This window comes from Streptomyces sp. NPDC006552 (assembly GCF_040611655.1).
In the GTDB taxonomy this organism is placed as follows: Bacteria; Actinomycetota; Actinomycetes; order Streptomycetales; family Streptomycetaceae; genus Streptomyces.
Genome location: NZ_JBEXOS010000038.1, coordinates 26,886 through 48,076, shown reverse-complemented (window position 1 = coordinate 48,076; position 21,191 = coordinate 26,886). Strand labels below are relative to the sequence as shown.

Below are 21,191 nucleotides of genomic sequence, written 5' to 3'. Positions count from 1 at the left end.
GGCGCCAAGGTCAGGAGGCGCCGGGGGTTGTTGCTGTGGCGGTGGCGATGGCGCATTCGGCGAGCGTGACGACCAGGTCGTGGCCCGTGTCGACGGCTGTTTCCAGGCGCACGATGAGCGCGGGATCCAGCCGCCGGTCGCGGGCGCCGTGCAGGACGGCCTCGAGGTAGAGGACGTCGGCCAGGACGTCGCCGCGCGCGTTGATGACGCCGGGCTGGAGGTGCAGCTCGGTCTGGTTGAGCCGGGCAGCGCTCGCGCGTTCGTGAATGGCCTCGCTGTAGGCGCGTTCGGTCTGCTCATGCAGCACGGCGGCGATGTCGTCGGCGCCGCGCAGGGCCATGTGCTCGCCGTTGCTGGTGGGGGTCAGGACCTCGTCTAGCAGCGACAGTGGGCTGTCGGGGACCGCGGGGGTCTGGGTCGGCTTGCGCCGGCCGAAGAAAGGGATACGCATCGTTCTCTCCTTTGCCAGGGCTGCCGTCGGACCGGTGTGGTCCGGCGGGCACCACACGGCCCCGCCCTCCACCGCACAGTTGGCGGGGAGGGCGGGGCCGATGGTGCTCGCCGGATCAGACCGTGGCGGGCCGGGAGTCGGGCAGGCTGGCGCAGTCGTAGGGGTTGCCGTGCGGCATCCGGACGGGCTGATGCTGGCAGTCGGCGAGGATGCCGAGCAGATCCATGTCGCCGTCCAGGAGCAGGTCGACGTAGCCGCGTTCACACGCGCAGGGGATCAGCAGCCGCAGTTCCTCGTCGTCGCTCGCGCTGGTGCCGGTGTGGACCAGCCACAGACCTTGCCCGATGTGGGCGCTCGCAGCCGGTGCGAGGCGGTGCTCGGAGACGGCCGGGTGTCCGCGCCAGTCGTCCTCGTCGACCACGAGCCGCAGCGTGTCGGGGTAGCGCTCGTAGATGTGCGCGGCGGCGGCCGCGGCGGCGTTCTCGCCCTGCTCCGCCTGCTGATCGGCGAGGCGCTCGCCGACCAGGGACAGCAGCTGCTCCAGCGGTGAGTCAGTTATGTCGACGGTGTGCATCGGTTCTCCGAATCTCATGAAGCGAGTGGGGCGGGTGGGCTGCGTGGCGAACTGGCGGTCAGTCCTGCAGGCGGCAGGCGTAGTAGCTGGTGTAGACGTGGTCGCCGTAGTCGCTGCGGGAGACGGGGAGGATGTCCGGCTGGTCGGTGGCGAGCTGCTGGAGCGCGTCCACGATCCAGTCCTTGGACCGTTGGAGCGCGAGGCGGCTAAAATCCAGTTCGCTCAACCAGAGCTGGACGTCCTCCTTGCGGCTGCGACGGCCGCGCGCCCAGGAGTGCAGGCGCTCGCGCACGGTGTCGTCGTCCGGGCGGGCCGGGATCGCGCGGGGCAGCGCGCGGCACGCCGTGGCGTGCGTGTTCGCCGCCTTCGCCGCGTCGGTGAGGCTGTAGCACGTGCGGTAGGTGCTGTCCGTGTCTCTTGCGGAGGCGTAGTGGCAGCCCAGGCACGCGACGAAGCATGCGCCTCCTTCGCTGTCGAGGCAGTACACGAGGACGATTGCCTGCGACTGGTTGTAGTACCGCTCGCGGACGCTGACGCCCTCGGGCTGCCAGGTCTCGCCCGTCTGCGGACACGGCTCGGGTACGCACGCGGCAGTAGGAACGGGGGAGGGGCGGCGGGTGAAGAAGGTGAGGGCCACGGTGGCTCCTTGTCGGGGTTGATGCACGACTGTGCGCCGGGCGGCGGGGGCCGCCACGGCATGGAGGTGTGGGGACGCTGGCGGGTGCTCAACCGGCGGCCGCGAGGACCGCCGGAGCCGGCCGGTTCGCGGCCGGGACGGGCGAGATGCGGGACGGGGTGGGCGGGATGCGGGAGGGGGTGGGGTCGTGCATGACCGTGTCGGGGCTGGGGATGTAGCCGCCCTCGCACGCGTCGCAGTGACCCAAGGTCCGCAACGGCAAGCACGCAAAATATCGGCGCCTACAGACCTGACAGGTCTGCCGCTTGGCCATGGCCGCATCAAGCACCGCCTCTTGGGCCAGCGTCGGCGTCCTCTTGGGCAGCGCGAGCTCGATCCGGTACAGCCACGCGGTGCGCCGGCCACCTCGCCAGGACAGCGGCGCGGGCACCGGCTCCTGGCCGCCGGGGACGCAGGCCGAGCGCGCGCAGCTGGTGGCGAGTGGCGAGGCCGGTCGCGGGGATGGGTCCGTCGCCGCGGACGGCGGCCAGGACGGCGGCGGCGTTCGGGGCCTGCAGCCAGCCGAAGGTGTACGGGGTGCCGTCGTCGTGGACGTCGACGTCGACCAGGTCCTCGTCCCGGTCGGTGTCGCTCATCGGGGGTTCCGGCGGGCGGGGAGGCTCGGGGCGGGCTGGTGCGGGTAGCGGGGGCCGGGGCGCTGCGGGCGCGGCCGGCCGATGCGGAGGCGCGGGCGCGGGATGAGCACGTTCGGTTCCTCCAAAGCTCGGTGCACAGCGCTGCGCCCCCGCCGACAGCAGCGTCGGCGGGGGCGCAGCGGGGTGACGGGTCAGGCGGGCGTGTGCGTGCGGTGCGCGCCGGTCGTCGTCGGGGCCGGCGTGGTGTGGCTCGGGCGCGGGTGCTGGGGCTGCGGGTCAGCGGCGCCGTGCAGGTGGGTGCCGATCAGGTAGCCGATCAGCAGTCCGAGCACGCCGTAGACCTTGTGCCGGTTCGCCCGCCACCAGGTGGGCGGGGTCGGCTCCGTCAGCACGCCTATGACGGCCACGTGTTCTCCATTCGGTCGGGGACAGGTCGGGTGGTGCGTGAGGCCGGTCGGCCTGTCCGGTCCTCGCCCGGCCCCCGCGGCTGCGGGGCGGGGCGAGGACCAGGCGGAGCGACCGGGGGTGTCAGCGCTGCGAGCCGGGACGCTGCACCGTGCTGCGCAGCGCCTCGAACGGGCTGGAGCCCTTTTGGCTGGGCAGGTGCAGTTACGGCTTGATCGTCGGGTTGTTGACGATGCGGACGCTGGGCAGCAGCCGCAGGCCGCGCAGCGCGAACAGGGAGGCGAGTCCCCAGGCGAGGACGGCGACGGCGACGGCGAGGGTGCGGTTGACGGACGGGACGGTGACCCAGATCGCAGCCGCCGACGCGGCGCCCCATGCCGTCCAGACCAGGCGGGCGATGGTGGAGCCCGTGAACCCGCCGATCAGTCCGTACAGGCCGCCGACCTGCCACAGCGTGTAGAGGGTGGAGCCGGACACTGCCATCCCGACTGAGTGCTGGGCGAGGTAGATGCGGATGGGGTTGTCGATCACTGTCCACACGCCGGAGGACGTGTCCGTGCCGATGTCGACGGTGGGCGCGGCGGCCAGGAGGTCACCGACGGCGTGGCCGATCGCGCTGCCGGCCGCCTCCGCGAGCAGGACGACGACGGAGAGCCCGGCGAGGATGAGCAGGGCCTTGAGCCAGTGGGCCATGTCCGCGCCACGGCGCGGGGCAGTGCGGATGTCCTGCCACAGGCCGTGCAGGACACCGCCGTCCGTCCAGGCCTGCTCCCACATGCGCCGCGAGCGCGCCGTGAGGTCGGCCAACGGCGACGGCCTGGCCGCCCGCTTCGTCGTCGTGCGCTGTTCGTCGTTGGTCTGCGGCTGGGGGAAGTCGGGGTGCTGAGGCACAAATGGCTCCTTCGAAACGGTGCGGTGACGGTGTGGGATGGGCGGGCCGGATGGCCTGGCCCGCAACCGCGCCGATGGCTGGGGCGGGGACGAGGCAGGTGATCCGGAGCAGCGCGGTGAGGTGCACGGTGGTCACAGGCCGCGTACGTCGGCGCGGCGGGCGGCGACGTCGACCAGGCGCAGCGGCGTGTGGGCGCTGGCCCAGGCGTCGTTGAAAGCGGGGATGGTATCGACGTCGTCGCCGAACTCGGCGCGGATCGCGCCCAGGACGATGTCGGCCGCGGTCTGCTCCAGGCCGCGGTCGCCGCGGGAGGCGGCGCGGAGGGCTCCGAGGATGCAGCGTGCGCCGTCGGTGTCGGTGAGGGTGCCGGTGCACCAGCCGTCGGTCTGCAGGAGCTGGTATGCGCGGTACAGGAGGCCGGCGACCCGTGTGCGGGCCGGATCGGGGGTCAGGTGTGGGGTGAGTGGCACGGTGACGACGTCGGCCAGGGCCAGCGGGCCGGTGTCGATGTGGGCGGTGTTGACCTCGTAGGCGACGGCGGCCTCGTCCAGGCGGGCGGTCATCGCGGTGTTGATGAGGGCGAGGCGTTCCTCGAGGGACAGCGGCGCAGCCGGCGTCGCGGCCGCGGCGCGGGGCGGGGAAGTGGGGGCAGCGCTGGTGGCCGGGATGGGGGTGGGTGCGTGCATCGGATCTCCATGCGGGCACGGGCAGGGCACGAGTCCCGCGACGGGGCCCGTGTCGTGACAGTGCGAGTGGGAGGCATGCCGTGGCGGTGGTCGTCTCCGTAACCAACTGACCTGCCCCATCAGGATGTTGTGGTGGGCCGTAGGAGCGGGCAGCCTGGAAGGGCGCTTAAGGAGGCGAAGGATGAACTTCGTGTTCGTGTGCTACTGGTGCGACGAAGAGTGCGTGGTGTTCTGCCGCAGGGCGGGCTTTTGGGGCAACCGGTTCGAGGACCCCGAGGTGTTCGACTGCTGGAACTGCGACGGGGCCAACACGACGCCGTACCCGCCCTGGACACCCGCCTGAGCAGCTGCCGACGCCCCAGGGGTCTACAGGCCGGAGATGAGGCCGGCCAGCGAGGCGAGGAATGAGTTGATCGCGGGGGCGGCGCCGGTGCTGGCCAGCGCGAACCCGAACAGAGCACACGCGATGGCACCGCCGGTCCGGACGCTGCCGGTGCGCAGCAGGATGACGACGATGACGGCCAGGAGCAGGGTGAGGGACAGGGACACGGCCATGGAGCTGGGTTCTCCTTCGGATGTGGGGCAGCCCGGCCGCTCGCAGGTGAGCGGCCGGGCTGCGGTGTAGGTGGGGTGGGTCAGGCGTCGGTCAGGGCCCGCATGGCGTCGAGGGCCTGGCGGGCGGAGGCGATCTGAGGGGCGCGCTTGCCGCCGCTCTTGCCCCGGCCCTTGCGCGGCCGGCCGCCTGCGTTCCCGCTGTCGTCGTCCTCGTCGTCGGGCTCGGGCCAGAACTCGCCGGGCCGCGGCTCGGGTTCACTCCAGTCGAACCACAGGCCGCGCGCTTCGAGCTCGCTGATCTCGTAGTCGGTGAGCCCGTACACCTCGTCAGGGAAGAGGCCGGCGAGGTCTTCGTCGAAGTCGACGTAGAGGGCCTTCATGAGCATGGGGCGGCCGTTGTCGAGGACGACGATGGCGACACCGCCGGTGGAGACGCCGGTCTCGGGCTCGGCCTCGCCGGCCATGGCTCGCTCGATGGCGGAGCCTTCCACGGGCGCGTAGCGGGTGGGGATGGAGGGGATGTCGTAGACGTTCTCCATGGTGCCCTCGGCCGCCTTGCGGGTCGCTGATGGCGAGCCCATGTTGAAGATCACGGGCCTGCTGTTCTGCTTGAGGTTGTCCTTCATCTTCGTGGAGAAGCCCTCATGCGCGAACGGGGACTGCCCGGCCGGGTTGAAGCCGATGCCAGCCTTGAGGCTCATCACGGTCAGGGCGTCGGCGTCGGTCTGGATGAACTCCCCGTACTCGGCATCGGCCGTCGCGGACATGAACTCGTCCGTGTAGACGTTGAGCTGACGGTAGGGGCAGCGGGGATCGCCGGGCTTGTAGTCGTGGGGCTTGCCGTCGTGCGGCCAGGGCATGTTCGCCCGGATCTCACACAGGGCGATGGCCGCGCGGAGCTGGCGAGCCATGTAGAGGGCACCGACGCCCTGGCAGTCGATGTGCTCGCCCAGCGCGGTCGTCTTCTCGTCCTTCATGTAGCTGGACAGCCACACGATCTGTCCGGCGTTGGACTCGGCGATCATCGTGACCGCGAAGAACTGGGTCTTGCCGCCTCGGGTGACCCCGAGGACCAGGCCGTGCTTGGCGGCGTTCTTGTCGTGCTGGAACACGAAGTTCGTCACCGGCTGACCCGTGATGCTGAACCCGGCCACGTACCGCCCGCTCTTCGCATCCGGGGTGAGCAGCTCGCGGGTGGCCTTGAACGTCGGCGACAGCGGCGGCCGGTCAAAGACGCTGATCAGGAACTCGGCTCCTTCGACCATGAGGAACGCGCGGCTGTCGTCCTCCGGCAGGCCCAGCTCTCGCAGGACCTTCATCAGGTCGATGCGGGGCAGGTCGCCCGAGTCGGCGGCACGGCCGCGGTAGAAGGTGACACCTCGCTGGTCGTCCCGGGCTTCGTCGGTGAGTTCGGTGCCGGGGGCGCCGCCGCGCGGGCCGGCGATCCGGTCGGTCCACTTCTCCTGCGCGGTCGGGTTCTGCCGGCGCCGCTTGGCCGCCTCCGGGGTGATCTGGACTTCCGCCCAGCCGGGTCCGGCCTGGCGGCCCTTCATCTGCACGACTGGACCGATGTGGATGACGCCCGGATCGTCGTCGACGCCGACCGCGGCGGCCACGGCCGCGGTGGTCAGCCCGGTGATGGGGCGGCCGGGTTCGGCTGCACCCAGCAGCACGGTCAGGTCGTGGGTGCGGCCCGGGTGGCGCTCGGCCTTGACGACGACGGTGCGGGCGGGCATCCCAGCGCGCTCCCACATCTGCTGCATGCCCCAGGTCAGCGCATCCCCACCGTGATCGACCGGAGCGGGCGCAGCAGGGGCTTCCTGCAGCTGCAGGGTGGTGAGCGGGGCGGCGAGGGCGGGGCGGTGGTGGCGGCGGGCGTGGCGGGACATCGGCATGACCAGCCAGCCGGCCGCCGTGAAGACGGCGGCCGCGGTCACATCGCAGTACCAGGGGCCGTAGCCGGGGGTGTAGCTGGCGGCGACGTCGATGGCGGCCGCCAGGGGGAGGGGCAGCCAGCGCAGGATTTTGCGGCCGCGCCCCTCCAGGGACTTGCTGGCGGCGGCGATCCCGCCGACGCCGATGACACCGGCTGCGGCGATCGAGGTGGTGACCGGGCCGCCGGGGTCGAGGTTGGGGGCTGCGGCCAGCACCGGCGCGGCCAGGGTGTACGCGAGACGTTCTAGCGCAGCAGCGCGCGGCATGGACACAGCAGGCTCCTTCACGGTCATAAGAGGCGGGTGGGGGAGGAAGCGGGGGAGAGACGAAGAGCCGGAGGCGACCCTCGGGGGTATGAGGGCCGCCTCGGGCGCGGTGGGGCTGACGGTGCTGGCGGGGGTTACTCCTCGAAGACGCCGGGCTTGGGCGTCTTGTGGCGGCGGCCGCTGCGCACGGCGTCCAGCGGCCCGTACTTCTTCGCGTGCCGCTGGCGCACCAGGCGGGTCTCCTCGGCCATGTCGAGTGCGCCTTGTTCGAGCTGCCTGACCTGTCCGGCGGCGCCGACCAGGGCGGTGCTGACGAGGCTGGTCAGTTCGATGAACTCGCCGTCGAAGTCGGCGTTCTCGATCGCGGTGACCGTGCTGTCGCAGCGCTTGGCGTTGCCCATCATCGAGGCGCGTACCGATCCCAGTTCGGTGGCGCCGTCGTCCAGCATCTTCATCAGCACGTTCAGCTTGGTCTGCAGCGCGCTGTAGCTGTTGTCGTCGGAGGCCGCGCCGGTCCCGACGGGGGTGATGTCGCTCATGTGCGTGTCCGTCCTGTTCGTTACGCGTGGTGGGCGGCGGCGGAGGCGTGCTTGAGGCCGCCGTCCTGCTTGGCGGCCATGTCCTGGCCGTAGACCCGGGCGACGCGGGAGCCGGCGAGCTTGGCGGCCTCCGCCGCGTCCGCGCACTCCGCGGCGCACCGCTCCGCGATCTGCTTCATGTCGCCCGCCCGGTCGGCCAGGCCGGAGAGCATGTCGGTGATCTCGCTGTCGACGTTGTGGTCGTCGGCGAGGTCGGCGGCGATCTCCTCCAGTGTTTCGGCGGCCTGCGTCATGACCTGGGTGAGCGCCTCGGAGCGCTCGCCGTCCATGGCGGCGGTGACCGCGATCGACGCCATCTCCATCAGGTACTCGCCGAAGGTGATGTCACTGGCGTGCTTGGCGGCCAGGCCGCTCTGCCCGCTGCGGGCGGGTGCCACCTGCGTATCGGCCACGGGTTCCTCCTTGCTTGGGCCCGGCCGGGACGTGCCCGGCCGGGTGGGTGTTTCGGGTGCGGGCGCATCGCCCTCGCTCGTACCGGGAACGTCGCCCTCACTGCTGCGCGGCAGCGCAGCCGGTGGACTCGGCTCAGGCCCGGAGGGCGGGGCAGGGGTGCTGTTCGCCCTCGGGACGCCGAACTCGGTGGTGATGCCGACCGCCTCCGGCGGCACGGTGTTCCTCGAGGCGGCCTCGGACTCGTTCTTCTCGCGTTCCTTTTGCGCGCGCTCGGCTCGTTCACGGGCCTCCCGCCGGGCGGCGAGGTAGTCCTTGTAGTCCTTGAGCGATGATTTGAGCCGGTGCCGGAAGCTGCGGCGGTCGAACTCGGTGTCCTTGAGCAGCTGGTTGAGGTGAGCGTCGATCGCCTCGTCCGTCCAGTCCCGCCACATCGCCAGCAGGCGGGCCCTGTTATTGATCCACCAGGTGGTGAACCGCTGCTCCAGCCGGTCCTTTTCGCGCGCCAGGTCTTCCTCGTACGCCCGGGCCTCGTCGCGCGCCCGGGCCTCGTCGGCTGCCCGCTTCCTCCTGTCCTTGGCACTGGATTTGGACGACCCCGCGGTGCCGTCCGGGCGGCCGCCTTCCCCGGGACGCTTCGCCTTCTCCTCAGCACCCGGGGGCGTCCTGGGCTTCTTGGTGAGGTCGGGCTTCTCTGTGCCGGGTGGCGTGGAGGCGCCGTCCTTGGGCCCATCCGCGATCGTCGTGCTGGTGTTGACCGGGGCGGCCGGGGGTGGTGTCTTCCAGGGCCGGTCACCCGGCTTGTGCGGATCGATGACCGGCCCGCTCAGCCCGGGCTTTCCCTTGCCGCCGGCCGGTGCGGTCGTGCTGGCCGGCGCCTTCTTGTCTCCGGGCCTGGCCGTATCGCTCTTGCCCGGCCTCGGGGTGCGGCCGCCGTCCTTCCAGGGCCGGTCGCCTGGCTTGTGCGGGTCGATCGTGCGGGGCAGCTTGTTGACCGGCCAGCGGTCCGCCCCACCCGACGGCTTGGCCGGGCTCGGTTTGTTGGCCGGTTTGTCCTTCCACGGACCGACGGGCTTGTCCGCACCAGGCAACTTCTTCGCCGCGCCACCGCCACCGTTGTTCCGCCAGGGCCGGTTGCCGGGCTTGTGCGGATCCACCGTCCGGTGCGGGGCAGGGCGCTGACTGCCACCGCTGCCACCGCCACCGTTGTTGCGGTTCTTCGGCGGCCCGTCACCGCGACTCTTCTGCGAGCCTCCCGCACCACCCTGAGAGCCCCGAGACCCGCTCTGCGGGCCCTTTGTCGCCCCGCCCCCTGAACGGCCGCCAGAGCCGCCCCCAAGGCCCTTCCCGGGCGTCTGCGCGCGGGACTTGTCGGTGGAAGTCGGCTTGACGGAACCGCTGTTGGAGCGGGACGGCGTGTTGCGCCCGCCGCCCAGACCACCGCCGGAGCCACCGCGCCCGGAGCCGGAACCCGGCCCCTTGCCGCCCCCGGACGATCCGCCGCCCGGGCCGCGGCCGCCACCGCGCCCCCCACCCAGACCGCCACCGCGTCCGCCCCCGGATCCGCCCCGGCCCTTGTCCGCGCCGAACCCGGACGAGGAGCCGCCGCGGGCGCCGGCCTTGTCGGTGCGCGCCTTGACGTGGGCCTGACGCAGCTTGTTCTGCGCCTCCATCATTCCGGTCTCAGCGGCGGTCTGGGACTCCATCAGGGCGACTTTCCGCGCAATTTCCGCTTCCCGCCATGGCGCTTCGGCGTCGAGCCGGGCCCGGCGGATATCCAGGCGCAGCTCCAGCCAGTCACCCAGCCGGTCGGCCAGAGTACGCGGGTATTCACATTCCCCCTCGTACTCCGATTCCTCATCCTCTCCGGAAACATCCGGTGCCGGAATGATTCCCGGCTCACGGAGAAAAGAAGCCGGATCCCGCAGGGCCGGAATATGAACTCCACCGTGAGTTCCGGAATCTGATTCCGGCTCGCCGTCGATATCGGGTTCCGGGGTGTCGGGGGCGGGTGTGTAGAAAAGACTCCCGGCGTCCGGGGCGCGGGGGACCGGGCCGGAATTGCCTCCCCTGGTGGGCAAATGGAGAACGTTCGTGCCGTCGTCGTCATCGGACACCGGCAGCCTCCTTCGGATCTTGACAGACGGTGCGCGCCTCGCGTACACGCGTGCGCGCCACGCGCGGCACGCGTCACGCGCGGCACGCGTTGGCAGCCCGAAGCGGGCCGCCCGAGACTCCGAGCGGCCCGCTTCACGGGGTGCGTGATGAGGTCAGCCGTTGTGGCGGCTGTAGACGTTCTGCAGGGCCAGGGCGACCTCCCGGATGAACCGGGTGTCCCCCTCGCGGAAAGCCTGCGTGCCCCGGATATTCATCAACCGGAGCCAGAAATAGAAATTACCGAGTTCCTCGCCGTGCTGCGCGATCAAATCCTTCCGGATTTTGCGCTCATGTTCCGCACGGTTGAACTTCTTCCGCTCGACTTTCGTCAGCGGACGACCGGCACTCAAGCCGAATCCCGATCGTCGAGGCCCCACAGGGTCGTAGGACCAGCATAGCCGGAATTCTGGGTCTGTCCAGCCTGCGGAGACTGCTGCTGCGGAACGGCCTGCGGCAGCGGATTCTTCTTCCGCGCCTTCTCCAGCGCCTTGTCCTTTCGCTGCCTGGCGATTTCCTGCACCTTTTCGGCGTGCGCGTGATGCCGGTGTGCGGACTTTTCCATTTGCTTGGTGGTGCTTTCCAGGTCGGAAATCATGCTGCGTACCGAGTGCTCGAGCGGCAGGGCCCGCAGCCAGGCCTGGCCCCACTTGTCGCCCTGCACCCGCTGGCTGCGGGCGTGGACTCGCACGTGGGTCTCCAGCGTCTCCACGTTGCGCTTCATCTGCAGCAGCACCGACTGCAGATGCTGCAGGTAGGAGTCGTAGGCGGCCGGGTTCTCCGCGATCGCCTTCAACGGGCCGTCCGAGGCGACCGTGTTCTCGTTGAACCCGTCATCGAAACGGGCGTCGCTGCTGTTCACTGCGGGGTTCCCTTCCTGCTGTACCGGGGGATGGTTCGTGGATGTTCTGGCAGGCTGGTCGAGGCGTTTCGGCGCCTTCACCGCGTCCCCGAGTTGTTGACGGCATCTCGGGGGCCGGTGGAACCGTCGAAACTGCGGTTCGTACAGGTCAGATCCACTTACGCGGCCGCAGGCGGGGGTGGCACCACCAGCAGTCCGGACCGTGGTCGTACGGGCTGCGGGAGTGGACGATCAGGAACGGAGTGGCCAGCACGGTGGCCAAGGACACCAGGACCAGAATCACGCCGATCGCGTACCGCAGATTGCTCATCGCGAGCTCCTCAAATTTGAGTGAACGTGCAGGTCACGCCTGCGGGCGGTAGCCGCCGGCGAGTAGTTCGGCCGCCTCCTGGCGGTACTCCGAGGCGGTGCCGGGCGAGGTGATCGCCAGCTCGTGCTGGATGGTGGCCAGAGGAAGCCGGTCGGCGTCGCCGCCTGTCGCGAGGATCATCCGGGCGACCCGGCGGACCGCCCGCTCGCGTGGCTTGAGCTTGGCGACGTCCTCGGTTTCGACCGCACGCCGCTCAATTTCGGCAGCGGCCAGCCGCGTTTCGGCAGCAGCCTCAGCGGTCTGCGCCTGGCGCAGCTTCGCGGCCTCGATATTCGCGGCGGCCTCCGCCGCACGCTTCTTCTCCTGTTCAGCGATCCGGTCGGTTTCGGCAGCGCGTCGCCGCGTTTCGGCAGCAGCGGCTTCCGTTTCGGCAGCGACTCGATCCGCTTCGGCGGCACGCTTGCGGGCCATCGCGATCGTGGCCGTCTCCACGGCCTTCGCCTCCGCCGCGGCGACCCGGTCGGCCTCCGCCGCTTCCTTCCGCTTCTCCGCCGCCTGCCGCTCCAGTTCCGCCGCACGGAGATCGGCGGCGGCCTTGATCTCGCGCTCGTGGGTCTCCTTGCGTTCCGCCTCCGCCTGGCGGGCGCGGGCTTCGGCGATGACGGCCGTCTCCAAAGCGGCTTCCTCCAGTTCAGCGGCGCGTTCGGCGGCGCTGACCTGGGCCCGGGCGTATGCGCGGGCCTGCCCGGTCTCGCCCTCCACCCGGGCTCGGACCGCCTCGAGCTGCCCCTCCGCCTCCAGGCGGTCAGCCTCAGCCTTCTTGCGGGCGAGTTCCTGGCGGGTCTCCGCGTCCAAGCGCCGACGCTCGGCTTCCTCCGCGCGGGCCTCGGCAGCGCGTTCCTGCTGCTCAGGCATGGCGAGGGCTTCGGTGACGGTGAAGCCGTAGCGGGCCATCTTCATCGGGAGGCGCTCATCCTCCGTTGCCTTGCTGAGGTCGCCGTCGTAGCGGCGCTTGAGCCACTGCTCGTAGCCGGTGAGCTCCTGCTGACGAGCGATCATCTCCAGGTAGGAGGTGACCCCGTGCAGACGCATCCGGCGGTAGAACTTCGGGGTAGCGATTGGGTCGAGGATCCAGCGGTGCAGCGGGATCCGGTCGGTGACGGCGCCTGCCTCCAGGCGGGCCTTTTGGATGATCAGGCGGCGGGCGGCTTCCACACCGATCACGAACAGGATCGGCATGACGCCGTGGGAGGCGGCCTTGACCGGGTCGGCGCTGATGTGGCCCTGTGAGCTGGCGTTGAACCAGATGGTCGCGCCGGTCATGGCGTGCGCGGCGATCCGCAGCAGCGGCCACGGGGTGCCCTTGCGGATCAGGTACAGGTCCAGGGCGAGGAACGCGATGATCGACGCGTCCACGCCGACGGGGAACCAGGGCGCCAGATCGGCGCTGAATCCCCAGTGCAGGGCGACCTTGGCCAGGGTGCTGTAGGACATCGCAAAGCCGATGACGCCGACGAGCGTGCCGCCGAACGCGGCGACGAGCGACAGGGCGGTCATCAGCCGGTCACGGCCCGGCTTGATCGTCTTCCGCTTGTCCGTCCGCGAAACGCGTCGGGCCGTTCCCGAAACGTGCTCGGGTGGGTCCGAAACGGCACCGGGCGGCCGCGAAACGGGGGTCTCGGGAGCCGCGGTCTGCGGCATGTCGGTGATCGTCATGGGGGCCTCCACGGGGGTCGTTCAGGGCGTGCGCGAAACGGCGGGGGCTGCTCCCGAAACGCCGGAGGGCGTTCGCGAAACGGCGGGAGCTGGGTGCGAACCGGACACCGGTGCTACCCGCTGCGCTCGCATGAAAGGACCGCCGGGCCGTGGGGCGGCGGCGGTCATCACGGGGTGCTGCGGGGTGGTCTCGAAACTCGGTGCGGCTCCCGCCGTGCGGGCGCGAAACCCGCTCAGTTCTCGACGAAGCGGGCGCCGTGCCGGGCGAGGTCGGCGGTGGTGATGCCGAAGTGCCGGCACCGGTCGATCAGGGGGCGCAGCCGGTCGCCGTCGGCGAGGACCTCGGGCGAGCCGACGCCGAACTGCTTCTGGGTGGCGAGCAGCTCGTTGATGGCGGCCGCGGTACGGGCGGCGTGCCGCTCGACGCGGCCCTCGCCCTCCCATTCCTCCGCGATGACGTGGAGGGTGGTGCGCCAGCTGCCGTCGGTGTCGTCCGGGGTGATGGGCGGGAGGTCGGTACCGAAGATCGCGAACGCGGACTCGCGGGCGGTGTCCTCGGTGCCGGTCTGGAGCGGGGTCATCGTGGCCATCGGGTGTCTCCAGCGTGTGAAAGGCCGGCCGCCTGTCGTGCGGGCGGCCGGCCTGGGTGAAGTCGTCATGGGGGTGGGGGGGTGTGTGGTGCGGGGCGCGTCAGCCGCGCTTCCTCTGCTGGGCGAGGTAGGCGTCCTGCAACCGGGCGAACGACTCGTACAGACGCTCCCCGGCCGCACACCGAGTGCCCGGCAGGCAGGTGGAGCAGCTCGCTTCGTGTGACTGGTGCGCGCGCGTGGCCTTCATGTACCGCTCGTGCAGCGGGTCAGCCATGCGCGCGCCGCCCGAAGCTGTGGTCGCGGTTCGTCTTCTTGAGCGCGTCCTCGAGGCGCTGGCGTTCGGCGTCCGTCATGCCGCCTCGTTCGCCTGTTGCCGGGCCCGGCGGCGCCGAAGCCTGCGCCGCTCGTCCTCCGTCAGGCCGCCCCAGACGCCGTGCTCCTGGCCGGTCTCCAGCGCCCACCGCAGGCACTGCACACTGACCGGGCACCCCTGGCAGACGCGCTTGGCCTCTTCGGTCTGTGCCAACGCAGCGGCCGTAGCGCCGATCGGGAAGAACAGGTCCGGGTACTCGTCGCGGCAGGCCGCGCGATCACGCCATTCCATCACCGCACCGCCTTCAAGGCCTCGCGTACCAGGTGGTCGCTATTCGTCCACGCGCTGCCCACCGCGAACGGCTCACCGTCCGCGCGCAGGACGTCCTTAACGATCAGCGCCCACTGCGCGCACCGGCGCTTCAGCAGGCCCTTGGCCATGGCGTGGTCGCGGACGACCGCGACGACCTCGAACGCCCCGTCGCTGTTGCGGTAGATGGCGCCGACACCGCGCGGGCCGATCTGCGCGTCGATCACGCGCTCCAGTGCCTCACGGATGAAGCGGTCGCTGACGCTGGAGAGTGGCGCCGGACGGCTGGGCAGTGGGGCCGGGCGGGGGATGGGGTGTGCCATGCTGACGGTCATCGAGACCTCCTGCTGGGTTTCGGTGATGTGAGCCAGCCCCGGGGATGCACCCCCGGGGCTGGCGTTGTTTCGGCTGGTCGTACGAGCAGCCACGGCCCCGGCCGTCCCCGCCGCGAAGCAGGGAGGGCCGGGGCCGTGGTCGTTCGTCGTTACATCGGCTGGATCAGCGGCACGTGCAGGTGTGGTGGTGGCAGCAGCGCGACTCTCGTCCGCGCTGCGCAGCAAGCTCTTCCAGCCTGCGCGCCGTCCGGGTACGCAAGATCCAGACGACGACGATCGCCAGTGCCAGGTAGAACAGAGACATCAGGACTCCTCTGAGGCTGCTAGGGCTGCCGTTCGCATGTACTGCTTGCCGAGCTCGGTCTGACGCCGGTCGAACGCCGTCGCGTTGGGCGGTGCCTGCGGAACCTGCGGGGCCTCAGCCGGGGCGTCGCCGCGCGGTACTGCACGACGCTGCCTGTCAGCAGTGGCCACGCGGTTCGATACGGCGTCCCAGTCAGCCCGGCGCCCCGATGGCGTGCGCTCGGCGCGGGTCTGCAAGGTTCGGTCGGTCGCGGGACTGAATGCCTTGGGCAGCACCGCGGTGACCTGGCGGCTGGAGGCTTCCTTGACCGCGTCGGTCAGGGCCTGGCGCCACTCAGGGATCGTCATGTCCCACTCGATGCGGCGGTTGCTGCTCGGGCAGTGGAGTGCGGCGTCGACGCCGGCCTTGCCAGTGTGGTGCGGGACCAGCTTCTGCACCTTGCTCTGCATTCCGGTGATGGGCACCCAGGTTCCGCAGTCCTCGCAGACCAGGACGGCCTTGAGCGGGTTGCGGAGGTCGATGTGAGAGGGCAGGAGCTTGGAGAGCTTGATGGCGGGGAGGTTGCTGACCCGCTTCGTACGGGTTCGGCGAAGGCGCTTCTTGGCGGTCGGCATCGCGGCGGTAACGGACATGCGGGATCTCCTCATGTGCGAAGGGGAAGGGCTGCGTCGCGGTGCTCTCTCCGCCCACCAGGCCGCGGGAGACCCCGGCGCCCTGACGGACGGACAGCGCATAGCGCTGCAACGTGCATGCAGAGACCGAGAACCCGGAGGATTTGGTGATGCCATCAACCCCGGCCGCCGAAGCGGACAGTCATCTGCGTGTGTCGTAACCGCTACTCAGTGAGATGCGGTGGACACAAGAACGACAATGAACCCTTCTAGAAGGGTTGTCAACCCTTCTAGAATTCGATTCACTGAAAGCACCAACCGAAGGAGTCCCTCATGCCGTCGCCGAAGCAGCCACCGAAGTGGCGGCAAATCGCAGACGAAGTCGCAGCTCAGATCGCCAACGGGGAGTACGCCCCGAACGATCGCCTCCCTTCGGTGCAGTCTCAGGTAGCCGCTGGGAAGGGCGCCACAGCGACGGTGCATCGGGCCTACCAAGCTCTGGAAGCAGAAGGGATCGTCCGCACGGTCTTCGGAAGCGGCACGATCGTGCTTGGTCCCGGCGACGCACCGACCACGTTCCTGACTGGCGCCGCGCGCCTGGATCGACTTCGCCGCACGGGTCACCCGTTCACTCCGGGGGAGACCTACGTGAACCCTCGGTCGGTTCTCAGGTCCTGCGCCGATGAGCAGATCGCCGAACTCCTCAACATTGAGCTCTACGACGAGGTCGTAGTGCGCAGCCGGACCTTTGTGAAGAACGACCGGATCATGGCTCTGGCGCTGAACATCATCCATACGCGAGCCCTGGGCCCTCTGCCCGAACTGCTCGACGAAAGCCCTATGCCCAAGTTCCGGCACGACCTGTACGCGGAGCGCACCGGTATGACGATCACGGCGGGCCCAGAGAAGAGCGCGGCCCGCATCGCCTCCACCCAGGAGCTGGCCGACTTCAACATCGACGTCGCGCCTGATGTCGACATCCCCATCCTTGTACTCAGGACGGTCTACTCGGACGACGACGGCCCGTTGGAGGTCTGGGAAGACGTCCTCCGTCCAGGGATGTGGCATACGCGGTCGTGAGTGGCTGTTCCGCATGCTCTGCGCTCCCTTCAAGTGGGTGCAATCACACCTCCGAAGCACACGGCGGAACATCACAGCCAGCTCATCAAGTCCGTACAGAGATGCCTCAACGAGTTTTCAACGAGTAGCTACACACGGGATTTCGGGCCTCTCGCTTAGGGTCCGGATCATGGCGCATACGGAAGGTTCAGCGGTGGGGAGACGGCGTGCGGGATGGCGTCCGGACAAACTGCGCGAGCACCGCGAGGCACACGGGCTGACCCTTGAGGAGGCTGGGGAGCGACTTCGGTTCATTGCTGAGGAGTCGAGGCTGGAGGTCCCAGCGGCGAACCCTCAGACGTTGAGCATGCATGAGACGGGAGAGAGCTATCCCGGTCCTCCCTACCGACGCGTGTACTGCCTGTTGTACCGAGCGACGGAGCCTTCGCTCGGCTTTCGGCCGGCGCTTCCGGGTGAGGAGCAAGCTCAGTTTGAGGTCACTCCTCTGCCGGAGCAGCGCAACGGATCCCAGGTCCTTGCCGTTGAGCGAGCGTTGACGCGGATCGCGGACGGCGGAGGGTTCGACAGTTACAGCTGGCAGAAGCGCGTGATGGAGGCGTGGAAGCGTCGTCGTACGGGCGGTGATCCCCACAAGCCTTGTGTTGTCCTGGTCGGCGGATTCGCCGGATCCGGAAAGACCGAGTTTGCCCGTTTCCTGACGCAGCTCACCGGCTGGCCGCTGGTCGACAAGGACCCGCTGACCAGGCCCCTGGTGGAGCCGCTACTGATGGCGCTGGGGGCGCAACCGCATGACCGTCACACTCAGGTCTACCGAGAGAAGGTGCGGCCGGCTGAGTACGCGGCGCTGATGCAGGTGGTGCACTCCAACATCGCGTGCGGCATCAGCTCCGTGGTCACCGCGCCGTTCATCGCGGAGCTGACGAACGAGGCGTGGATGCAGCGGCTGATCAACCGGTGCGCCGCTCAGGGCGTGGACGTCGCGCCGATCTGGGTGCGGTGCGACGTCGAGTCGATGCACGAGTACATCTCCTCCCGCGGCGCCGCGCGCGACACGTGGAAGCTGGAGCGCTGGGCGGAGTACCTGGAGACGATCGACCTCGAGCTGCGGCCGGCGGTTCCGCATCTGGTGGTCGACAACACGCTGGGGTCGGCCATCTCTCTGGCCGATCAGGCTCGTCAGGCGATCGGGGCGATGGCGCAGTGACGAAGCAGGGCGTCATCTTGTACGGGCCGCCGGCGTCGGGCAAAGACACGGTGACGACGGCGCTCGCCGAACTCCGCCCGGTGTACAGGCAGTTCGCCCGGCTCAAGATCGGGACCGGGAAGTCGGCTGGCTACCGGATGGGCACGGCGGAGCAGCTGCACGTCCTTGAAGCCGCAGGTGATGTGGTCTATGCGAACGCCCGCTACGGCAACACGTACGTCATCGACCGTCCGGGCCTGGATGAAGCGTTCGACGCCGGCGTGCCGGTGGTGCACCTCGGACAGGTCGAGGGCATCCGCGCCCTGGTCGACGGCTATCCGGCCAGCTGGACCCTTGTGCTGCTGTGGTGCTCGCGCGAGGTCACCGCACAGCGGTCGGCCGGCCGCGGCGACGCTGACACCGCTGCACGTCTGGCGGCGTGGGACACGACCCAGGAGGACCTGGACGCCCACCCCGGTCTGGCCTGGGACCTGACGGTGGACACGATGGCGACGTCTCCGCAGGGCGCGGCGCGGCTCATCGACCAGCTGCTCACACAGCAGACGGGGGCGGCGCCGGCATGAGTGCGGGTTACGGCTGGGCGAGTCGGTCCAGGGCGTCTGCGAGCGTGAGCTCGTCGTCGTCCTTGGCGTCGTCCCACCGTGACAGTGTCGCCGCGGCTGCGCGGAGCAGGTCCGAAGGCAGGCCTGCCGCCTCGAGTGCATCGCCGACCTCATGCATCTCCGGGCCCCAGCGCCAGGCGCGCGCGGCGGCTTTGGCCACGTACTCGGGCTCCGAGAGGTACGAGTCGTGGCGTTTGCCTGCCACGGTCAGCAGCTCCTGGTCGACGCCGTGGTGGCGGGCCAGGCCGGTGGAGAGCGCTACCAGCACGCGGGAGACTTTCTGGAATGCGGCGTACGACAGCTTGAGTGCGGAGGCCTGGCCCACCGCAGTTCCCAGCACCGTGGTGTGTACGTCGGTGTCGGCGAACAACCGTGCCACGGACGATGTGGCGGGGGCCGGGCCCGACAGGTACAGGGCCGGAGTCTTGCCGTGTATGGGCGGGGAGCCTACGACGCCGCCGTCGACGACGGTCGTGGTGGTGCTGAGCAGGTCGGCGATCCGTGCCGTGCGCTCCGGGTTGATGGCGTTCGCCTCCACGTACAGGCCGGCGAAGCCATGCTCGGCGACGTCGCGGGCCAGGTTCTCGGCGGCCGCGGGCGGACAGAGGCCGATGACGATGTCGCTGCGCCCTAGCAGCTCGCCCAGAGTGGAGACCCGGGTCAAGCCGAACTGCGCGGCGCGCTGGGCAGTGGCGGGACTGCGTCCGGCGTCGCACCACAGGACGTCGGCGGCGTTGCGGGCCGCGCAGGCGGCGACTGCCGCGCCCATGCTGCCGGGGTGGAGGATGCCGACAGTCGGCTGCTGGTCCATGGTGCTACTCCGTTTCGGTGAGCAGGAGGGCGACGGCTTCGGTGATGACGTTGACGCTGTGGTCCGGCTGGGGGAGCCCTGCGGGCCAGGGCCGGCCGCGCAGCCAGATGGTGCGCAGTCCGGCCCTGCGTCCGCCACCGATGTCACCGGCTGGGTTGTCGCCAACCATCCAGCCTCCGCCGCTGAGTTCGCTTCCGCAGCGGTGCGCTGCGAGCTCGAAGAGCTCGCGGTCGGGTTTGCGGATCTCGAGGTCGCCGGAGACGGCGATGCCGTCGACGACATCGGTGATGCCGGTCGCGGTGAGTTTGGCGCGTTGGATGTCGGAGGCGCCGTTGGTGACGATGCCGATCGTCCAGCCGACGGAGCGCAGTTGGGCCAAGCCGTCGAGAACTCCGGGGCGGCAGGTGACGGCGGTGGCGATGCGGTCGACGTAGTCGTGCCACAGCCGGCCCGGGTCGTCGTGCAGGCCGTGGTCGGTGACGAGCTGGGCGAAGTCAGCGGGGTTGGCCCGGTCGGCGAGCCGTGTGTGCAGCCAGTCCCGGATGACCGATGTGTACCCGTAGTCGTTGCACAGCGCCGTGACGGCTTCGGTGACGGCAATGCCGCGGTTGACCAGGGTGTTGTCCAGGTCGAAGAGGGCCAGCATGGACACGACCCTATCGGCGCATCGGAACTTGATCCCCAAAGCGCTCCCGATCATGTATCTTTCAGAGAATCACTGATCATGGAAGGGTGGGGTCATGTCCGACGCGGATCCTCTGCGGCGAGTCGACGCCCTGCTGGACGACCGGCTGCCCCCGCCGTCTGTGCGAGGGCAGTTGCGCCGTGCGGGCGGGCTCAGTCAGCAGGAAGTCGCGGAGGCGCTCGGCGTGAAACGCCTCGCCGTCGTCCGCTGGGAGTCGGGCGAGACCTACCCGCGGCGCCCGCACCGCACGGCCTACCTGCATCTGCTGCGGCGCCTTGCCGAGCAATACCCCGACGCGGCCATCCCGGATTCGGGCATGCCGACGCCGGCCTCGGAATCAAGGGGGTCGGGATGACCTAAGTCATCGGCCGCGCACCAAGACGTGGACTGGCAATCCACTGGCCGCGCGGCCCGTCTGGCCGACCGTCAGGTCGGCCGCCCAGTCTCCGGATCCGCACCCGGTTCTGGGCTCCAGCTCATCGAGCTGGGTCACTCCCATCGCAAAACCCGCCTTGGCAGGCGGGCACCCGGTCCGCTTTGGCAAGCGGGCCACCCCGGCTGTCCAGGAGCCCCTTTGGCAGGGGGCCTCTGTTGGGCCATCAGCGTCACCCCGGGTTCCGGCGGCTTTGGCAAGCCGTTCGGTGCTCGGGGCTCCGTCCGTACAGAGCGCTCGGCCGTGGTTTCGGTCCCTTTGGCAGGGGCCTGGTCCCGGTCGGGGCGTCCATATAAAGGTTGGTGTCTCCGTCATAGTGCCCGAAGATCTGGCGCATGAAAAGCCGAGTTTTGCCCGTTTCCAGGCGTTTAGCCGGAATGATTCCGAGTGTGTGACCAGGCTCGCGTGCCCGGTATGTACGTTTAGTCCCGGTGGTCATGGTTCCCTCTACGCCGACCGTGAGCAGGCTGCGGGGGGCGGGACGGGAGGGTCTGGCCGCGCAGATCTATCCACAGGCAACCCGGTGCAGGGTCCGGGGATGGATCTTGTGATGATGCCCGGCCGTGAGCAGGCCGGGGTGCGCCCGCTGGCGCCCGGCTGCGGGGAATCTGAAAACAGTCGGGCCCTTGATGTCCTTTTCTGGCCTTCGCTCGTACTTGGTCATGGTGTGAGGGCTACTGATCATCTGACGTGCGCTGGGGACCGCTCCCGTGGTGCTGGGGAAGTTTTTTCCGCTTGCGCGGTCACGTTTTGGGCTGCGGCCTTCCTTCGGGAAGGTATGCGGACTCTTGATCTCCTCGTGCCGTTCCGGCTTCCCCTGGTGTGCCGTCTGGGCGGGGGTGTGTCC

The 21,191-nt window shown here is 69.8% G+C and carries 29 protein-coding genes; 5 read left to right on the top strand and 24 right to left on the bottom strand.

The window, feature by feature from the left end:
• Positions 1-10: 10 nt before the first annotated feature.
• The 8 genes from ABZY33_RS22020 to ABZY33_RS21985 form a co-directional block, all read right to left on the bottom strand.
• Complete coding sequence (locus ABZY33_RS22020; protein ID WP_356493319.1) at positions 11-451, bottom strand: hypothetical protein; 441 nt, start codon at positions 449-451, stop codon at positions 11-13.
• Positions 452-566: 115 nt separating this feature from the next.
• Entirely contained in the window at positions 567-1,043 is a 477-nt protein-coding gene (locus ABZY33_RS22015; RefSeq protein ID WP_356493318.1) for a hypothetical protein, read from the bottom strand.
• 40 nt (positions 1,044-1,083) lie between these two features.
• Positions 1,084-1,662 carry a hypothetical protein gene (locus tag ABZY33_RS22010; protein ID WP_356493317.1) on the bottom strand — a complete coding sequence of 193 codons (579 nt, stop codon included), beginning with the start codon at positions 1,660-1,662 and terminating at the stop codon, positions 1,084-1,086.
• Between the two features lie 88 nt (positions 1,663-1,750).
• Positions 1,751-2,092: an RRQRL motif-containing zinc-binding protein gene (locus ABZY33_RS22005; RefSeq protein WP_356493316.1), complete on the bottom strand. Its 342-nt coding sequence runs from the start codon at positions 2,090-2,092 to the stop codon at positions 1,751-1,753.
• Positions 1,983-2,297 carry a hypothetical protein gene (locus tag ABZY33_RS22000; protein ID WP_356493349.1) on the bottom strand — a complete coding sequence of 105 codons (315 nt, stop codon included), beginning with the start codon at positions 2,295-2,297 and terminating at the stop codon, positions 1,983-1,985. Before ABZY33_RS22000 ends, ABZY33_RS22005 begins: the two co-directional genes overlap by 110 nt.
• A 191-nt stretch (positions 2,298-2,488) precedes the next feature.
• The gene (locus tag ABZY33_RS21995; RefSeq protein WP_356493315.1) at positions 2,489-2,704 is read right to left on the bottom strand and encodes a hypothetical protein; all 216 of its coding nucleotides are present in this window, start codon (positions 2,702-2,704) and stop codon (positions 2,489-2,491) included.
• Between the two features lie 202 nt (positions 2,705-2,906).
• On the bottom strand, positions 2,907-3,593 hold the full coding sequence (locus tag ABZY33_RS21990; RefSeq protein WP_356493314.1) for a hypothetical protein: 687 nt from the start codon (positions 3,591-3,593) through the stop codon (positions 2,907-2,909).
• A 132-nt stretch (positions 3,594-3,725) separates the two neighbouring features.
• Positions 3,726-4,280, bottom strand: coding sequence for a hypothetical protein (locus ABZY33_RS21985; RefSeq protein WP_356493313.1), 555 nt, complete (start codon positions 4,278-4,280; stop codon positions 3,726-3,728).
• 181 nt (positions 4,281-4,461) lie between these two features.
• On the opposite strand from ABZY33_RS21985, the gene ABZY33_RS21980 reads away from it, so the two are divergent.
• Positions 4,462-4,623, top strand: a complete 162-nt coding sequence (locus ABZY33_RS21980; protein ID WP_356493312.1) for a hypothetical protein — start codon at positions 4,462-4,464, stop codon at positions 4,621-4,623.
• 23 nt (positions 4,624-4,646) lie between these two features.
• Here ABZY33_RS21980 and ABZY33_RS21975 read toward each other — a convergent pair whose 3' ends face one another.
• The 14 genes from ABZY33_RS21975 to ABZY33_RS21910 form a co-directional block, all read right to left on the bottom strand.
• On the bottom strand, positions 4,647-4,835 hold the full coding sequence (locus ABZY33_RS21975) for a hypothetical protein (protein ID WP_356493311.1): 189 nt from the start codon (positions 4,833-4,835) through the stop codon (positions 4,647-4,649).
• Positions 4,836-4,915: 80 nt separating this feature from the next.
• Positions 4,916-7,036, bottom strand: a complete 2,121-nt coding sequence (locus tag ABZY33_RS21970) for a chromosome segregation protein ParM (protein WP_356493310.1) — start codon at positions 7,034-7,036, stop codon at positions 4,916-4,918.
• Positions 7,037-7,170: 134 nt separating this feature from the next.
• Complete coding sequence (locus ABZY33_RS21965) at positions 7,171-7,575, bottom strand: conjugal transfer protein TraB (RefSeq protein ID WP_356493309.1); 405 nt, start codon at positions 7,573-7,575, stop codon at positions 7,171-7,173.
• Positions 7,576-7,595: 20 nt separating this feature from the next.
• Complete coding sequence (locus ABZY33_RS21960) at positions 7,596-10,142, bottom strand: hypothetical protein (protein WP_356493308.1); 2,547 nt, start codon at positions 10,140-10,142, stop codon at positions 7,596-7,598.
• A 153-nt stretch (positions 10,143-10,295) separates the two neighbouring features.
• The gene (locus tag ABZY33_RS21955; protein WP_356493307.1) at positions 10,296-10,532 is read right to left on the bottom strand and encodes a hypothetical protein; all 237 of its coding nucleotides are present in this window, start codon (positions 10,530-10,532) and stop codon (positions 10,296-10,298) included.
• The gene (locus ABZY33_RS21950) at positions 10,529-11,041 is read right to left on the bottom strand and encodes a hypothetical protein (RefSeq protein ID WP_356493306.1); all 513 of its coding nucleotides are present in this window, start codon (positions 11,039-11,041) and stop codon (positions 10,529-10,531) included. The genes ABZY33_RS21955 and ABZY33_RS21950 overlap by 4 nt, the downstream gene beginning before the upstream one ends.
• A gap of 148 nt (positions 11,042-11,189) precedes the next feature.
• Complete coding sequence (locus ABZY33_RS21945) at positions 11,190-11,351, bottom strand: hypothetical protein (RefSeq protein WP_356493305.1); 162 nt, start codon at positions 11,349-11,351, stop codon at positions 11,190-11,192.
• Positions 11,352-11,384: 33 nt separating this feature from the next.
• The gene (locus ABZY33_RS21940; RefSeq protein ID WP_356493304.1) at positions 11,385-13,067 is read right to left on the bottom strand and encodes a DUF2637 domain-containing protein; all 1,683 of its coding nucleotides are present in this window, start codon (positions 13,065-13,067) and stop codon (positions 11,385-11,387) included.
• A gap of 233 nt (positions 13,068-13,300) precedes the next feature.
• Entirely contained in the window at positions 13,301-13,657 is a 357-nt protein-coding gene (locus ABZY33_RS21935) for a hypothetical protein (RefSeq protein ID WP_356493303.1), read from the bottom strand.
• Positions 13,658-13,757: 100 nt separating this feature from the next.
• On the bottom strand, positions 13,758-13,931 hold the full coding sequence (locus ABZY33_RS21930) for a hypothetical protein (protein WP_356493302.1): 174 nt from the start codon (positions 13,929-13,931) through the stop codon (positions 13,758-13,760).
• 75 nt (positions 13,932-14,006) lie between these two features.
• Positions 14,007-14,261, bottom strand: a complete 255-nt coding sequence (locus tag ABZY33_RS21925; protein ID WP_356493301.1) for a WhiB family transcriptional regulator — start codon at positions 14,259-14,261, stop codon at positions 14,007-14,009.
• Positions 14,261-14,614, bottom strand: coding sequence for a hypothetical protein (locus tag ABZY33_RS21920; protein WP_356493300.1), 354 nt, complete (start codon positions 14,612-14,614; stop codon positions 14,261-14,263). The genes ABZY33_RS21925 and ABZY33_RS21920 overlap by 1 nt, the downstream gene beginning before the upstream one ends.
• Before the next feature lie 163 nt (positions 14,615-14,777).
• Complete coding sequence (locus ABZY33_RS21915) at positions 14,778-14,918, bottom strand: hypothetical protein (protein ID WP_356493299.1); 141 nt, start codon at positions 14,916-14,918, stop codon at positions 14,778-14,780.
• On the bottom strand, positions 14,918-15,550 hold the full coding sequence (locus tag ABZY33_RS21910; RefSeq protein ID WP_356493298.1) for a hypothetical protein: 633 nt from the start codon (positions 15,548-15,550) through the stop codon (positions 14,918-14,920). Before ABZY33_RS21910 ends, ABZY33_RS21915 begins: the two co-directional genes overlap by 1 nt.
• Positions 15,551-15,862: 312 nt before the next feature.
• Between ABZY33_RS21910 and ABZY33_RS21905 the strand changes: the two genes are divergently transcribed.
• The 3 genes from ABZY33_RS21905 (at position 15,863) to ABZY33_RS21895 (ending at position 18,376) form a co-directional block, all read left to right on the top strand.
• The gene (locus tag ABZY33_RS21905) at positions 15,863-16,609 is read left to right on the top strand and encodes a GntR family transcriptional regulator (protein ID WP_356493297.1); all 747 of its coding nucleotides are present in this window, start codon (positions 15,863-15,865) and stop codon (positions 16,607-16,609) included.
• A 193-nt stretch (positions 16,610-16,802) separates the two neighbouring features.
• Positions 16,803-17,813: an AAA family ATPase gene (locus ABZY33_RS21900; protein WP_356493345.1), complete on the top strand. Its 1,011-nt coding sequence runs from the start codon at positions 16,803-16,805 to the stop codon at positions 17,811-17,813.
• A complete protein-coding gene (locus ABZY33_RS21895; RefSeq protein WP_356493296.1) occupies positions 17,810-18,376 on the top strand; it encodes a guanylate kinase in 567 nt (188 codons plus the stop codon). The genes ABZY33_RS21900 and ABZY33_RS21895 overlap by 4 nt, the downstream gene beginning before the upstream one ends.
• Before the next feature lie 7 nt (positions 18,377-18,383).
• On the opposite strand, the gene ABZY33_RS21890 is transcribed toward ABZY33_RS21895, so the two are convergent.
• Positions 18,384-19,226, bottom strand: a complete 843-nt coding sequence (locus ABZY33_RS21890) for a DUF1932 domain-containing protein (RefSeq protein ID WP_356493295.1) — start codon at positions 19,224-19,226, stop codon at positions 18,384-18,386.
• Between the two features lie 4 nt (positions 19,227-19,230).
• A complete protein-coding gene (locus tag ABZY33_RS21885; RefSeq protein ID WP_356493294.1) occupies positions 19,231-19,872 on the bottom strand; it encodes an HAD family hydrolase in 642 nt (213 codons plus the stop codon).
• A gap of 94 nt (positions 19,873-19,966) precedes the next feature.
• Between ABZY33_RS21885 and ABZY33_RS21880 the strand changes: the two genes are divergently transcribed.
• Positions 19,967-20,266: a helix-turn-helix domain-containing protein gene (locus tag ABZY33_RS21880; RefSeq protein WP_356493293.1), complete on the top strand. Its 300-nt coding sequence runs from the start codon at positions 19,967-19,969 to the stop codon at positions 20,264-20,266.
• The last annotated feature ends 925 nt before the right edge of the window (positions 20,267-21,191 follow it).